Genomic DNA, 13,793 nt, shown 5'->3' with positions numbered 1-13,793 from the left:
GGCTGCTTCTAAGCCAACCTCCTGGTTGTCTCTGCGACTCCACATCCTTTCCCACTTAGCACACGCTTGGGGACCTTAGTCGGTGTTCTGGGCTGATGCGCTGGGCGACCCGGATCGCAACACCCTCGAAGGTCCGTCCGCCGTGTTGTTCCAGGTCGAGCTGCCCTTTGAGGGTGTCGTTGACGGACTCGATGAGCTGGCGGACCTTCTTGAGCATCGGCTCGCCGAAGCGCTTCTTCTCGCGCTTGAACGAGGGCCTCATGAGCTCGATGCCCTGCTCGGCGAGTTCCTGCTCGAAGGCCTTCGAGGCGAAGCCCTTGTCGGAGATGAGCAGCATGCCTCCGCGTCCGGAGACGAGCCCGGCGTCGACTTCGAGCATCGCGGCCAGGATCTCGCGCTCGTCGATCTTCGGGTTGGCCAGTGCCCACATGATCGGCATCCCGGTCGGGGTGCACACCAGGTACAGGCGCAGGCCCCAGAAGAACCGGGAGTGGGATGCGCAGTAGCCGTAGCCAGCCCAGCCCGCCAGGTTCGAGCGTTAGACGGTCGGGCGCGACATGCCGCACGGCACCGGGGTGGAGTCGGTGATCCAGACCCCGTCGGTCCAGAAGTCACTGTCCCGGGCGAGCTCCCGGATCATGCGCTTGACCAGCGGAAGCGCCGCACGCAGGCGCTTGTTGTAGCCCGCACGCTGGGGCAGGTACGGGAACATGCCGCACAGGTGCTTGTGCGCGTAGCGCAGCCAGCGGGCCTCCGAGTGGTAGCCGAGGAGCGCCTGGGCCACCGCGAGGCAGACGAGTTCGGAGTCGCTGAGCAGCGGCGGGCGGCCCAGCCACCGCGTTCCTCCGAGCTCGTCATCGATCTTCACGTACAGTGCGGTCAAGAGGGTGTTCAGGTCGGTCGTCACAAACTGATCTTGGACACCCTCGTCCCTTTGACGGGCCGGAACTTCGGATCTACTCGTCTAGTGGAACAGGCGGTCGCCGGCGACGGCCATGCGATGCGTGCCGCTGTGGCGGTTCACCCAGTCCCGGACGAGGTTGACGGCGTTGGCGCACTGCCAGCTGTTGTCGTACTCGCGGACCCCGGTGAAGGCTCCGTAGCCCGCGATGATGCCGTCCACCTGGGCGTCGCCCAGGAGCTTGTCGACGTACCACGGGTCGTTGTAGGTGGTGGTCCAGGAGAGCGTGGCCGCGAGTCGGCCGGCGGCCCGGTCGGCGGCTCCCTTCTTGAGCTCCGCGCAGGTGTTGTAGGTGGCCTCCGTGCAGTTGCCGAAGCCCTTGGTGATGTCGCTGTCCCCGTAGTCCATCGCCCGGCGGCCGTTCGGGAACCCGGAGCCCGAGGCGGCGAAGGCACTCTGCACCTGGTCGCGGGTGCCGGTCGTGGTGATGCCCTCCAGCGGGCCGAGCTTGCCCTCCAGGCTCTTCCACCCCCGGCCGCCGACGTCCGGGGTGCTGCCGCCGTGGTACTCGTAGAAGCCGTAGAGCACCTGGATGCCGGCGGCCGTGAGCCGCTGGGCCTTGTCCCGCAGTCCGGCGACGCTACAGGTGCGGTTCGGCTCCGCCCCGCAGTAGTTGGGGTCCTTGATGTCCAACCAGACCAGGGACAGCCGCCGGCCCGCGTTGGCGTTGGAGACGATGCGGTCGAGCATGCTGTCGAAGCTGGGGCCGAGCCGGTTCTCGCCGGCCGAGGAGCAGTCGTGGTAGGCGCGCCACTCGTTGGGGTTCCACCAGGCGCAGACGTCGATCTCGATGGCGTTGGCACCGTGGTTGATGGCCGCGTCCACGCCGTCCAGGGTGTCGACCCGGTGCGCGATGGCGTACACCGGGTGCCGGGTGTCGGCGGCCGCGGCCGGGGTCGTGCCGAGCGCGGTGGCGCCGACGATCGCACACAGCGCCGCCGTCAGGGCCGACAGCGTTCGCGCGGGTGCCGCGAGCCTGCGGTGAGTCGTCAAGGTGTGCTCCTTCTCGTCGGTGTCGCGGTTGCTGCGGTGGTCCGCACGCCGTGCGGTAGCCCGCGTCCCGCGCGGCTCTCCGCAAACCGCGTGGTTGTCCGCCCTCCGACAAGCGGTATCACCAACCGGCCGTCGCCGTACGGTCGATGAGCGGTGAACGGCTCTGCTTTCGGCCGGGATCCGATCGGGTACGGCCGGATCCGGCGGGTGGCGGCCGATCCGGCGGCCGCCGGGGCACCCGTCGGGCCCCTCCGTGGTCGAACAGGGACTCACCTCCTCACCCTCGGGCGCCTCACCCGGACCACCGTTCCGGCGAGCACCCGTGCTGTCGAATCCCTGCCCGAGCCCCGAGCGGGTGACCGGCGCCGGTTCCCGCCGTTTCTTCGCACACGCAGCTGTTCGCCGCCACGGCGTGCAATTCTGAACTGGCCACCCGGTGAAGGCCTTCCGCGTGGCCGGAGCACCGGCCCGCGCACCGCCCTTCCCATGGCCGTGCCCGTCCCCCGAACCGCTCGCCCGAAGGAGACGTCATGCCCGTCGTTCGCAGGCTGCTGGTCGCCGCCGTGGTCCTCGCCGCCACCGTGGTCGTCGCCCCCTCCTCCTCCGCCCAGCCCGCCGCCACCGCGCCGGTCGCCCGCCAGCCCAGCTTCCACGCCTTCAACGACACCGGCTTCTCGGGCCAGGACCGCTGGTTCTCCGGCAACGACGGGGCGTGCACCTACGTCGGCGACGGCTGGAACGACCAGATCCGCTCCGCCCGCACGGAGGGCGGCGACTGGGTCGAGCTGTGGGACAACTACAACTGCACCGGCGGCTCGATCACCATCGACCGCACCGGGTACCGCAGCATCGGTGCCTGGGTCAGTGCCTTCCGCGCCCACCTCGGCTAGGGCCCGTACGTCGCCCCCGCCGACCGCCGGGCCGGGCCGGGCCCCGCACCGGGCAGTCGGTCGGCCGGCCTGCCGACCGGCCGACCGGCCGACTGCCCGGGCACCCGCACTACCGTCGCGGCCCCGCCACCGCGTACACCGCGGTCCCCGCCACGAGCAGGGCCCACCCGGTGGCGTCGGCCGCCGTGGTGCCCGTGGGGAAGAGCATCCACTTGGCCACCTCCCCCGCGGTACCGCCCGGCGTCGGGACGAGGAGGGTGACGGCGAGCCAGCCCATCGGCAGGGTCCAGGCGAACTGCGCCCCGCACAGCACCGCCCCCAGCGCGGCCAGCCCGACCAGGCCCGCGCTGTCCCGGAGGACGGCCCCGGCCGGCGCGAGCCGCACCCCCGCAGCCTGGAGCGCCAGCAGCGCGGCACCCGCGAACGCGCCGACCAGCAGCACGTGCGCCGCCCGGCGGGGCGCCCACCGGATCGCGGCCGTCCGCTCCAGGACGACGTCGCGGCCGCCGAGTCCGACGGAGCCGGCCGCCACGTTCGCGGTGAGGACCTGGACCGCCGTCCCCAGGTCCACCCGGCCCGGGCCGCTCAGGCTCCACAGCACCAGGACGACGAGCAGCACGGCGGCGGCCGAGGCGGGCACCTGCCGGGAGCGTCCGTACAGGACCAGCCACCTCATCGCGGCGCCTCCCCGCGCAGGATCCCGAGCGGGTCGCCCGCCTCGCAGGAGAGGGCGGCGGTGCGCAGGGCGGCGATCCGCGCGCGCTGCTCGGCCGGCGGCAGCGCCGTCAGTGCCTCCCAGGTGGCATCGGCGTTCGCCCAGGTCCTGAGCGCGTACGCGTCGGTGCCCCGCTCCTCCAGTGGCTGGAGCCTGGCGTCGCGCAGGGCCCAGCTCACCACGATGCTCTGCGCGGCGGCGTCCCCCCTGCCGCCGCCCTCCCGGTCGTTGTCCCCGTGGCAGTTCGGCGCCAGCCCCTGCGCGATCAGCGCCCTGGTCAGTGCCTCACCCGTCGCACGGGCGAACGTCCGCTCGTCGAAGTCGACCAGCACCACGTCGGCCGACAGGCCGCGCGGCTCGCCGAGCGCCCGCAGGGCGGTGTCCTCCCGGACCGAGCCGGGCGCCCCGGCGCCCAGCACCTCATGCAGCACCCGCAGCGCCTCCGCCCCGCGCGGCGCCAGCTCGGGCAGGCGCGATGCGTTCGCCCGCGTCACGCACACCGGTCCGTCGCAGACCTGGGCGGCGGCCGCCCGGTCCACCACGTAGGTGTCGCGCGCGGCGGCGGGCAGGACGGGCAGCGCCACGGCCGCGCCGACCAGGACGGGCAGCAGCGCGAGCAGCCGGCCCCGCCGGGTCACGGCCGCCGTCAGCGCGAATCCCGTGCCGAGCAGACCGAGGAACCAGAGCGCCTGGCCGAGGTGCACGGAGCCGGAGAGGGTCAGCAGCATCTCCCGCGGCTCCACGACCGCCGGGGCGAGCTGGGCGAGCCGGTTCGGCCCCTGACTCGACGGCACCTGCCCGTCGCCGACCATCCGCAGGGGGCCGCCGGTCAGGGCCAGGAAGGCCAGCACCAGGGCCGGCGGGGTGAGCACCGAGGGCAGGGCCCGCGCGACGCCCAGGCCGAACACCGCGCCCGCGACCAGCGCCAGCACCGCCACCAGGGAGACCGGCAGCCAGCCGGCCGGTGCGTAGGTGGTCCGGCCGAGGGCCACCTGGACGCCGCCCACCACGACCAGCAGGCCGAAGCCCGAGGCCAGCGCGAGGCCCATCGCCCCGGCCGGCAGCGCCGCGCGGCGCCAGGCCGGCAGCGGTGTGGTCGCCAGCAGCTCGGGCATCCGCGAGCGGGACTCGCGCAGCCCGTAGGCGGCTCCCAGCCCCACCACCAGCGGCCACCAGAAGGCCAGCAGGTAGCGGGTCCACATGGCCATCGAGGTCCACTGGGCCGTCCACCCCGCCGTGCCGTTCCACCAGACCCCGCCGATCAGGAAGAAGACCGCCAGGCTGCCGCCCAGGACGACGAGGCCGGCCCACGGGGCGGCGGAGCGCCTCAGTTCGGTGCGCAGGAGACGTCCGTTCACCAGGTGCCTCCCGGTCGGCCGGGGTTGCGCAGCAGCGCCGAGTAGCCGCGCTCCAGAGGGCTGTCGCCCGGGTGCTCGGGGCCGCCGGCCGCGGCGAGGTCGTCCGGCGTGCCCTGGAAGACGAGGCGGCCGTCGGCGAACAGCACCACGTCGGAGCAGGCGGCGGCGACGTCCTCCACCAGGTGGGTGGAGACCACCACGCAGGTGTCGCGGCCCAGTTCCTGGAGCAGTTCGCGAAAGCGCAGCCGCTGGGCCGGGTCCAGGCCGGCGGTCGGCTCGTCCAGCAGCAGCACCGCGGGGTCGTTGACGATGGCCTGGGCGATGCCGGCCCGCCGCACCATGCCGCCGGACAGCGTCTTCATCCGGTGGTCGGCGCGGTCCGCCAGCCCCACCCGTTCGACGGCCCGTTGGACGGCCGCCGGGACGGCCGCCTTGGGGACCTCCTTCAGCCAGGCCATGTACTCGACGAACTCGCGCACGGTGAAGCGCTTGTAGTAGCCGAAGTCCTGCGGCAGGTAGCCGATCCGGCGCCGCAGGGCCCGGTGGTCGCCCGCCCTGCCGAGGGGCGTGCCGAGGAGTTCCAGCTCGCCCCCGGCGGGGCGCAGCACCGTCGCCAGGGCCCGGATCAGGGTGGTCTTCCCGGCCCCGTTGGGCCCCAGGAGGCCGTGGGCGCCGGTGCCCAGGGCGAGGTCGAGTCCGTCGACGGCCATCTTCCCGCGGCCGGCGCGGACGCGCAGTCCGCTCGCCCGGATCTCCCAGGCGTAGGTCTTCGGCGCGGTGTCGGCCGCGCTCGTGGTGGGTGTCACGTGGTGGTTCCTCTCCAGGGCCGGTGGCCCCGTGTCACAGCGTCGGGTAGGTGTTCCTGCGGGCGATCACGGCGCCGGTCGCGAGGAGGACGAGCGCCGCCCACGCGGCCGACCGGTCAGGGTCCAGGACGAACCGCAGGACGGCGGGGGCGTGGCCGGTGGTCCAGGCGGGTGCCACGACGGCGACGCCCCACACGGCCAGGAGTCCGGCGGCGGCGCGGGTCACGCCGACGGCGCTGCCGAGCGCGAGGGCGGTGGAGGTGAACGCCAGGGAGGGCAGCAGCCACTGGGCGGCCGTCAGGGTGCCGGTCAGCCACCCGCCCACCAGGAGCACGGGCAGGACCGCCAGGAGGGCGGCCGTGGTGCGCCGGAGCAGCAGGGGCAGCCCGGCCCGGGCGGTCGAGGCCGTCAGTTCGTGGGCCGGGTCCAGCCCGCGCGACCACGCCGCGGCGGCGCCGCACAGCGGCAGCACCGGCGCGACCGCCGACACGGGAGAGGCGTCGAGGAAGGACGTCGACGCCCCGACCGTGTCCAGCAGCACCCCCAGCAGGGCGAGGAGGGCGGTGGTGGCCAGCCAGGGGGCCGCCGCCGGGGTCAGCCAGGCCGCGGCCCACCGGGGGCGGCGGCGCGCGGGTGCCCGGACGGCGGCCGCCAGCTGCGGTTCCAGGCCGGTCCGGACGGTGGCGAGCAGCGCGGTGACCTCGGGCGCCTCGGCGGCCACGGCGGCGGCCAGGTGGCTGCGGCAGGGCGCGCAGGCCTCCAGGTGGGCCTCCAGTGCCCACACGGTGTCCGCGGCCATCGGCGTGTCGCCGCGCGCGTAGTCGTCGATCAGTCGCCTCGACGCGTGTTCCCCGTTCATGCCAGCGCCTTCCGCATTGCGATCCGGGCCCGGCGGGCGCGGGTCTTGACCGTGCCTTCGGGCAGTCTGAGCAGGACGGCGGTCTCCCGGACGGAGAGTCCGTCGAGCACCGTGGCCCGCAGGACCTCCCGGAGTTCGGGCGCCAGGCGCCGCAGCGCGTCGCCGACGTCCCCGCCGACGGTCCCGGCCAGGGCCTCCTCCTCCGCCGCGGGCACCACCGCGCGCTCGGCGGCGGCGACCGGTGGTTCGGCGTGGTGGGCGCGGCGCCGGAACGCGTCGACGAGGCGGCGCGCGGCGATGGTCCACAGCCATCCGACGGCCGTGCCGCCCACGGCGCTGCCGGCGAACGCCCCGGCGGCGCGCCACACGGCCAGGTAGGTCTCCTGCATGACCTCGGCGACGATCTGCTCGTCGGCGCAGCGGCGGCGCAGCCGCACCGCCAGCCACGGCGACGTGCGCCGGTACAGCTCGTCGAACGCCGCGCGGTCACCCCGGGCGACCAGCCGGAGGAGGCGCTCCTCGTCCAGCTCGTCCAGTGCTCTCCTGCGTGATCTCACACCAGCCAGACGCCCGTTCCGGCCTCGGGGTTCTGCGATCGGCGTGACCTGCGTCACAGTGCGGGGGCCGGCCCGCGGTCGACGGCCGGCCGTTCCGTCAGCGGACGACGGGGTGCCGTCCGCGCCGGCGGCGGGGCGGCGGACCGCGGTACGGGAGTGCGGCCGGCGCGCCCGCACCGCTGCCCGGGGCACCTCGGTGGCCGGGGCAGCGGCGCGCGGGCGCACCGTCGGCGGGCGGGGTCAGTGGGTGACGATGCCCGGGTCGGACAGGCCGGGGGCTCCGGTCTCGACGCGGCCGGCCAGGCGGCGCACGAAGTCGGCGGTCGCGGCCGAGGTGACGGTCACGTCGTACCAGTTGCGGCAGGCGCTCAGGTCGACGCTGTAGGTGACGGTCGCGGCCCGGCGGACGGTGAGGGTCCGCGGCGCGCCGCCGTAGGCGTTGGTGAGGGTGAGCACGACGTCGGCGGCGCCCGGGTTGGTGAGGGTGAGGTCGAGGTTGCCGGTGGTCGCGTTGTGGCGGGCGGTGACCTCGGGCCCGGCCGTCCTGCCCGGGTTGCGGAAGCGGCGCAGGAAGCCGTTCGGGCCGTGGACGGTCAGGTCCGTGACGCCCTTGGAGTACGTGGTGTCCCAGGCGTCCGCGATCGTCCGGCCCGCCTCCGCGGTGTAGGTCCACGGACCGTCGGTGCGGTTGGGCGAGGTCACCAGGAACTGGCCGCCCGCCGCCGCGCCCGCGCTGAAGGTGAGCCGGTACCTGCCCGTGGCGGTGTCGGCCGCGCCGTCCACGTACGGCGCGTACGCCAGCGGGCGGGTGGGCCGCGCGCCCGGCTCCTGCTTCGGCATGGTGCCGGTGGCGGGAGGGGTCGGCACGTAGTCGGGGTGCCGGCCGCGGTCCGGCGGGAGGTACCCGGCCGTGGAGGGCAGCGCCGCCGGCCTCGGGTCCGAGGCGGTGAAGTCGAACGCGGAGGTCAGGTCGCCGCAGACCGCGCGCCGCCAGGGCGAGATGTTGGGCTCCTGGACGCCGAAGCGGCGCTCCATGAAGCGGATGACCGAGGTGTGGTCGAAGGTCTCCGAGCAGCTGTAGCCGCCGGTGCTCCAGGGCGAGACGACCAGCATCGGCACCCGCTGGCCGAGACCGTACGGCCCGGCCGGGTAGCCGGTGCCGCCGCCGTAGTAGTCGGCGCCGGTCGCCACGGTGGACAGGCCCTGGGCGGCGGAGGAGGGCGGGAACGGCGGCACCACGTGGTCGAAGAAGCCGTCGTTCTCGTCGTAGGTGATGAACAGCACCGTCCTCGCCCACACCGCGGGGTCGGAGGTCAGCGCGTCGAGCACCTGCGAGACGTACCAGGCGCCGTAGTTGGCGGGCCAGTTGGGGTGCTCGGTGAAGGCCTCGGGGGCGGCGATCCAGGAGATCTGCGGGAGCGTTCCGGCCTGGACGTCGCGCCGCAGGTGGTCGAAGAGGCCGTCGCCCGCCTTGGCGTTCGTGCCGGTGCGCGCCTTGTCGTACAGCGGGTCACCGGGCTTGGCGTTGCGGTACCGGTCGAAGTAGAGCAGCGAGTTGTCGCCGTAGTTGCCGCGGTAGGCGTCGCCGATCCAGCCCCAGGAGCCGGCCGCGTCCAGTCCGTCGCCGACGTCCTGGTAGACCTTCCAGGACACGCCGGCCCGCTCCAGCCGCTCCGGGTAGGTCGTCCAGGTGTAGCCGGCCTCCTGGTTGCCCAGGACCGGGCCGTTGCCGCTGACGCCGTTGCCGGTGCAGCCCGACCACAGGTAGTAGCGGTTCGGGTCGGTGGAGCCGATGAACGAGCAGTGGTAGGCGTCGCAGACGGTGAACGCGTCGGCGAGCGCGTAGTGGAAGGGGATGTCCTCGCGGGTCAGGTAGGCCATCGTGGTGGCCGTCTTGGCGGGCACCCACTGGTCGTACCTCCCGTTGTCGAACGCCCTGTGGCCGCCGGCCCAGTCGTGGTTGAGGTCCTGGACGAACTGCATCCCGAGGTCGTCGGCCTGCGGGCGGAAGGGCAGCACCTCGCGCTTGAGGGCGTCCCTCTGGTGCCACACCGGGCTGCCGCCGGGCAGTGTCACCGGCCGCGGGTCGCCGAAGCCGCGCACGCCCCGCAGCGACCCGAAGTAGTGGTCGAAGGAACGGTTCTCCTGCATCAGGACGACGATGTGCTCGACGTCCTGGATGGTGCCGGTGCTGCCCAGCGGGGCGATGGACGAGGCGCGGGCGATGCTCTGCGAGAGCGACGGGAAGGCGACGGTCGCACCCGCGAGCCGGAGGAAGCCGCGGCGGTTCAGCTCTGCCATGGGTGGTTTGGCCCTTACATGTCACGGGGTGGAGGACGGCGCCCCCAAGGACAGCGTGCCCGGGGTACCGTCCGGCGGACCGTTCATGGCTGCCCGCCGTACGTCAGGCGAACGCATCGAGTTGTACGGACAGGATCCGACGGGCGGTCAGCAGGCTGCGGCCCGGGCACGCCGGTCCCGAGCTCCGCGCGCCGTCTGTCGGGGAGCGCGGGCCCGTCGGGGAGCGCGGGCCCCGGCGCCGCGCGCGGCCCGGCAGGCGAGCCCGCCCCCGCTCCCGTGCGCCGCGGAGTCCACCGGTACGCCCCGGCGCGAAGGGTTCGCAGGCCGCGCGCCGGGCCACAGACTGTCTCCCCGAACCCCGCACCGGAGGAACGACCATGCGCACCGCCCACCGCCCGCCGACCCCTCCCGTCGCCCCCGGACGGCTCCCCCTGATCGGCCACGGCCTGGAACTGTGGCGGCGCCCACTGGAGTTCCTGGGCAGCCTCACCGCCTACGACCCGATCGTGGCCGCCCACCTCGGCCCGAAGCCGAGCTACGTGCTGACCAGCCCGGACCTGGTCCACCGGGTGCTGGTCAGCGACGCGGCGAGCTTCGCCAAGGGGCGCTCCTTCGACAAGCTCCGCCCCTTCCTCGGCAACGGCCTCGCGACCTCGGAGGGCGCGTTCCACCTGCGCCAACGGCGCCTGGTGCAACCGGCGTTCCACCACCGCCGGATCACCCACTACGTCGAGACCATGGCGCGGCTCGCCGCCGAGCGCGCCGCCTCCTGGCGGCCCGGCGAGGTCGTCGACGTCACCCGGCAGATGCTGGAGCTGTCCCTCGCCGTCGTCACCTCGACGCTGTTCTCCACCTCGCTCGACGCCGCCACCGCCGCCGAGATCCGCCGCGCCCTGCCCGTCGTCCTGCGCGGCATGTACACCCGGGTGCTGGACCCGACGAACCTCGGGCACCGGCTCCCCACCCCCGGCAACCGCCGCCTCGCCGCCGCCGACGCCCGGCTGCGCGGGGTCATCGACCGCCTGATCCGGGCCGGGCGCGCCGACGCCGCGGCCGACCGGCCGGACCTGCTGTCGATGCTCCTGAACGCCCGGGACGCCGACAGCGGAGAGGCCATGACCGACCGCCAGCTCCACGACGAACTGATCACCCTGCTGGTGGCCGGCACCGAGACCGCCGCGGGCGGCCTCGCCTGGCTCTTCCACGAACTGGGCCGCAACCCCGCCGTCGACCGGCGGCTCCACCGCGAGCTGCACGACCACGGCGCCCTCCCGCTCACCCCCGAACGGCTGGCCCGGCTGGACTACACCCGCCGCGTCGTCGACGAGGCGCTGCGGGTGCGCAACCCCGGCGGCATCACCCTCCGGCGCGCCGTCACCGACGTCGAACTCGGCGGCTACCGCTTCCGTCGGGGCACCGAGTTCATCTTCAGCGCCCTCGTCCTGCACCGGAACCCGCGCTACTTCCCCGACCCCCTGCGCTTCGACCCCGACCGCTGGCTGCCCGACCGGCCGCCCGGCCCGCGCGGCGCGTTCCTCCCCTTCGGCGCCGGCCACCACCTGTGCGTCGGCGAGGCCTTCGCGCGCACCGAGATGGCCACGGTGGTCGCCACCGTCGCGGGCCGCTGGCGCCTGGTGCCCGTCCCGGGCGTGCGGGTGCGGGGCGTCATGACCAGCACCAACCACCCCGAGAACCTCCTGATGACGGTGGAACCCCGCACCGCCCCGGTCGGGAGCGGAGCGTCCGCGCCCTGACCGCACCGGCGGCACGGCGGCAGGCGGCACGGCGGCGGTGCTCACCGGAGCGCAGGGACGCGCACCGGCGTGCAGAGGCGCGAAGTGGCGTGCGGAGGGATGCAGTGGCGCGGATCACACCGGCCGCCCCGCGAGCGGTGAAATGCCCCGGCCGCCGGGCTGGTTGGCACGGGCAACCGTCCCGCGAACCATCGCGTGACCGTCCCGGCACCCCGCACCGCACGGCACCACCGCCCGCACCACCGCTGACCGCCACCCGTGAGGAACCCATGACCGTCACCGAGCCCTCCGCCTCCCGCGCCGCCGAGCTCCTCTCCCGCCCCGCCACGATCAACGGCTTGACCGTGCCCAACCGCATCGTGATGGCGCCGATGACGCGCAGCTTCTCCCCGGGCGGCGTGCCCGGGGAGGACGTCCGCTCGTACTACGCCCGCCGCGCCGCCGCGGGCGTCGGCCTGATCGTCACCGAGGGGACGTACGTCGGCCACGAGTCGGCCGGGCAGAGCGACGACATCCCGCGCTTCCACGGCGAGGAGCAGCTGGCCGGGTGGGCCCGCGTCGCCGAGGCCGTCCACGCGGCGGGCGGCACCATCGTGCCGCAGCTGTGGCACATCGGGATGGTGCGCACCCAGGGCGACCCGCCGTACGCCGACGCCCCCGCCATCGGCCCGTCCGGCGTCCGGCTGGACGGCACCGAGGGCCACGGGCGAGCGATGACCCGGGCCGACCTCGACGCCGTGATCGGCGCGTTCGCCGAGGCCGCCGCGGCCGCCGAGCGGATCGGCTTCGACGGGGTGGAACTGCACGGCGCCCACGGCTACCTCCTCGACCAGTTCCTCTGGGCCGGCACCAACCGCCGCACCGACGCGTACGGCGGCGACCCGGTCGCCCGAACGCGGTTCGCGGCCGAGCTGGTCGCCGCGGTGCGCGGGGCCGTCTCCTCCGCGTTCCCGGTGATCTTCCGCTACTCGCAGTGGAAGTCGGGCCACTACGACGCCCGCCTGGCGGAGACCCCGCAGGAGCTGGAGGCGGTCCTGACCCCGCTCGCCGAGGCCGGCGTCGACGCCTTCCACGCCTCGACCCGCCGTTACTGGGTCCCCGAGTTCGACGGTTCCGACCTCAACCTGGCCGGCTGGACCAGGAAGCTCACCGGCCGCCCCGCCATCACCGTCGGCTCGGTCGGCCTCGCCGGCGACTTCCTGAACGCCTTCCGGGGCGAGGGCTCGACCGTCCAGGGCATCGACGACCTGCTGGACCGGCTGGAGCGCGACGAGTTCGACCTGGTCGCCGTCGGCCGCGCCCTCCTCCAGGACCCGCAGTGGGCCGCCAAGGTCCTCTCCGGCCGCTTCGCCGACCTGCGCCCGTACGACGCCGCCGCCGTCCGCACCCTGAGCTGACGGCGGTGCGCGAGGGGCCGGCCGCGCGTCTCGGACGCCCTGCCCGGCCGTCTCGGGCGCCCCTGCCCGGCCGGTGCGACCGTCTCGGCGACGGCCGCCCCGGCCGGGCAGTTCGGAGAAGAGGTGGAGACAGGAATCGAACCCGTCTGAACGGCCCTGCAAGCCGTCGCCTCACCACTCGGCCACTCCACCCGGCAACGGTCGGAACATTACACGCGCATGAACCAGTATTTCGAGGGAAACCCGCGGGTTTCACTCCGAAAGACCCTTAGTGCGTCTAGTGCTATTTCTTTCGACATGACTCCCGAAGGGTTCGGCGGCCAGCACGGAAAAGACCCGCTGCGCTAGCCTGTGCCGATATCTCCGACCCGATGGGATTTCATTGATGGCCGTCGAGGAATCATGGTTCACCCGCACGACGGAACCGCACTGCGGCACCGCCGCGAACCGGTGCCAGTACAAGAGCCTGCCCCTGCGCGACCTCCCCCCGCTCGGCGTCGTGCGCCGCGCCCGGATCGCCCGCGAGGTCCTGCGCGAGCGCCGCTCCCAGATCCCGGCGCCCGGCCGGCCGTCCCGCTTCGCCGAAGGGGACTGGGTCCGGGTGAAGGACGAGGCCGCCGTGCGCGCCACCCTGGACGCCAAGGACCGTCACCGCGGCCTGTGGTTCACCCGCAGCCAGTGGTCCTTCTGCGGCGGCGTCTACCAGGTCGAACGGGTCGTGCGCCGCATGATCGACGACCACTACCGGGTGCGGCGGCTGTCGGGCACCGTCACCCTCACCGGCGCCACCTGCCACGGCGCCGACGGGACCCAGGGCTGCGGCCTGGACTGCGCCCTGCTGTTCCGCGACGAGTGGCTGGAGCCCGCCTCCGCGCCGGCGCCCGTGGTCCGGCCCGTGGCCCTGTGGGCGACGGTGCGCAGCCTCGCGGAGATCCGGGCGACCCTGGGCTCCGACGGCCGGCTGCACGGCGTCCCCTTCCAGCCGGGCATGGAGCGCCACGCCGGCACCCGGCACGGCGCCGTCGAGCTGCGCCACCGCTCGCTCGCCTGGTGGCAGCAGCCCGCCAGGGGGCGGTGGTTCATCCTCGACGGCCTGCGCTGCGGCGGCGAGCCCCTCGCCACCGGCTGCGACCGCCGGTGCGCGCTGCTCTGGCACGAGTCCTGGCTGCGCCTGGAGCCCGCCGCCCCCACGGGCTGACGGC

Annotated in this window: 12 protein-coding genes, 1 tRNA gene, 1 rRNA gene and 1 pseudogene; 4 read left to right on the top strand and 11 right to left on the bottom strand. The window is 74.4% G+C overall.

Translation table 11 applies throughout. The features are described 5' to 3' along the window. From ACH5AR_RS19910 to ACH5AR_RS19895, 4 genes and pseudogenes are all read right to left on the bottom strand, one after another. Positions 1–89 (bottom strand): 23S ribosomal RNA (locus ACH5AR_RS19910); the annotation flags it as partial. 29 nt (positions 90–118) lie between these two features. Continuing rightward, positions 119–529: pseudogene (locus ACH5AR_RS19905) on the bottom strand (transposase); the annotation flags it as partial. A gap of 9 nt (positions 530–538) precedes the next feature. After that, positions 539–907 carry a hypothetical protein gene (locus ACH5AR_RS19900; protein WP_396302737.1) on the bottom strand — a complete coding sequence of 123 codons (369 nt, stop codon included), beginning with the start codon at positions 905–907 and terminating at the stop codon, positions 539–541. A 57-nt stretch (positions 908–964) separates the two neighbouring features. Further along, the gene (locus ACH5AR_RS19895; RefSeq protein WP_396302736.1) at positions 965–1,954 is read right to left on the bottom strand and encodes a phospholipase; all 990 of its coding nucleotides are present in this window, start codon (positions 1,952–1,954) and stop codon (positions 965–967) included. A 530-nt stretch (positions 1,955–2,484) separates the two neighbouring features. On the opposite strand from ACH5AR_RS19895, the gene ACH5AR_RS19890 reads away from it, so the two are divergent. Continuing rightward, positions 2,485–2,844 (top strand): peptidase inhibitor family I36 protein, encoded by a 360-nt coding sequence (locus ACH5AR_RS19890; RefSeq protein WP_396302735.1) that lies wholly within the window; start codon positions 2,485–2,487, stop codon positions 2,842–2,844. A 109-nt stretch (positions 2,845–2,953) separates the two neighbouring features. On the opposite strand, the gene ACH5AR_RS19885 is transcribed toward ACH5AR_RS19890, so the two are convergent. From ACH5AR_RS19885 to ACH5AR_RS19860, 6 genes are all read right to left on the bottom strand, one after another. Next, the gene (locus ACH5AR_RS19885) at positions 2,954–3,520 is read right to left on the bottom strand and encodes a hypothetical protein (RefSeq protein WP_396302734.1); all 567 of its coding nucleotides are present in this window, start codon (positions 3,518–3,520) and stop codon (positions 2,954–2,956) included. After that, positions 3,517–4,917 (bottom strand): hypothetical protein, encoded by a 1,401-nt coding sequence (locus tag ACH5AR_RS19880; protein WP_396302733.1) that lies wholly within the window; start codon positions 4,915–4,917, stop codon positions 3,517–3,519. Before ACH5AR_RS19880 ends, ACH5AR_RS19885 begins: the two co-directional genes overlap by 4 nt. Continuing rightward, positions 4,914–5,723: an ABC transporter ATP-binding protein gene (locus ACH5AR_RS19875; RefSeq protein WP_396302732.1), complete on the bottom strand. Its 810-nt coding sequence runs from the start codon at positions 5,721–5,723 to the stop codon at positions 4,914–4,916. The genes ACH5AR_RS19880 and ACH5AR_RS19875 overlap by 4 nt, the downstream gene beginning before the upstream one ends. A gap of 34 nt (positions 5,724–5,757) precedes the next feature. Further along, on the bottom strand, positions 5,758–6,582 hold the full coding sequence (locus ACH5AR_RS19870; RefSeq protein ID WP_396302731.1) for a zf-HC2 domain-containing protein: 825 nt from the start codon (positions 6,580–6,582) through the stop codon (positions 5,758–5,760). After that, positions 6,579–7,139, bottom strand: a complete 561-nt coding sequence (locus tag ACH5AR_RS19865; protein WP_396302730.1) for an RNA polymerase sigma factor — start codon at positions 7,137–7,139, stop codon at positions 6,579–6,581. Before ACH5AR_RS19865 ends, ACH5AR_RS19870 begins: the two co-directional genes overlap by 4 nt. Positions 7,140–7,379: 240 nt before the next feature. Then, positions 7,380–9,440 (bottom strand): phosphocholine-specific phospholipase C, encoded by a 2,061-nt coding sequence (locus ACH5AR_RS19860; protein WP_396302729.1) that lies wholly within the window; start codon positions 9,438–9,440, stop codon positions 7,380–7,382. Between the two features lie 377 nt (positions 9,441–9,817). On the opposite strand from ACH5AR_RS19860, the gene ACH5AR_RS19855 reads away from it, so the two are divergent. Then, positions 9,818–11,194 (top strand): cytochrome P450, encoded by a 1,377-nt coding sequence (locus tag ACH5AR_RS19855; protein ID WP_396302728.1) that lies wholly within the window; start codon positions 9,818–9,820, stop codon positions 11,192–11,194. A gap of 269 nt (positions 11,195–11,463) precedes the next feature. Further along, complete coding sequence (locus ACH5AR_RS19850; protein ID WP_396302727.1) at positions 11,464–12,591, top strand: NADH:flavin oxidoreductase; 1,128 nt, start codon at positions 11,464–11,466, stop codon at positions 12,589–12,591. Positions 12,592–12,712: 121 nt separating this feature from the next. On the opposite strand, the gene ACH5AR_RS19845 is transcribed toward ACH5AR_RS19850, so the two are convergent. Continuing rightward, positions 12,713–12,783, bottom strand: a tRNA-Cys gene (locus tag ACH5AR_RS19845). 193 nt (positions 12,784–12,976) lie between these two features. Here ACH5AR_RS19845 and ACH5AR_RS19840 point away from each other — a divergent pair. Beyond that, positions 12,977–13,789, top strand: coding sequence for a hypothetical protein (locus ACH5AR_RS19840; protein WP_396302726.1), 813 nt, complete (start codon positions 12,977–12,979; stop codon positions 13,787–13,789). The last annotated feature ends 4 nt before the right edge of the window (positions 13,790–13,793 follow it).

Origin of the sequence: Kitasatospora sp. NPDC018619 (genome assembly GCF_044391605.1) — a bacterium.
Taxonomy (GTDB): Bacteria; Actinomycetota; Actinomycetes; order Streptomycetales; family Streptomycetaceae; genus Kitasatospora.
The sequence above is the reverse complement of the archived record's forward strand: the minus strand, read 5'-3'. Positions and strand labels throughout refer to the sequence as shown.

Bases quoted from the DNA above. Each gene is read 5' to 3' on its own strand.
- ACH5AR_RS19850 (WP_396302727.1), top strand. From the start codon at position 11,464: ATGACCGTCACCGAGCCCTCCGCCTCCCGCGCCGCCGAGCTCCTCTCC.
- ACH5AR_RS19870 (WP_396302731.1), bottom strand. From the start codon at position 6,582: ATGAACGGGGAACACGCGTCGAGGCGACTGATCGACGACTACGCGCGC.
- ACH5AR_RS19890 (WP_396302735.1), top strand. From the start codon at position 2,485: ATGCCCGTCGTTCGCAGGCTGCTGGTCGCCGCCGTGGTCCTCGCCGCC.
- ACH5AR_RS19840 (WP_396302726.1), top strand. From the start codon at position 12,977: ATGGCCGTCGAGGAATCATGGTTCACCCGCACGACGGAACCGCACTGC.
- ACH5AR_RS19855 (WP_396302728.1), top strand. From the start codon at position 9,818: ATGCGCACCGCCCACCGCCCGCCGACCCCTCCCGTCGCCCCCGGACGG.
- ACH5AR_RS19885 (WP_396302734.1), bottom strand. From the start codon at position 3,520: ATGAGGTGGCTGGTCCTGTACGGACGCTCCCGGCAGGTGCCCGCCTCG.
- ACH5AR_RS19860 (WP_396302729.1), bottom strand. From the start codon at position 9,440: ATGGCAGAGCTGAACCGCCGCGGCTTCCTCCGGCTCGCGGGTGCGACC.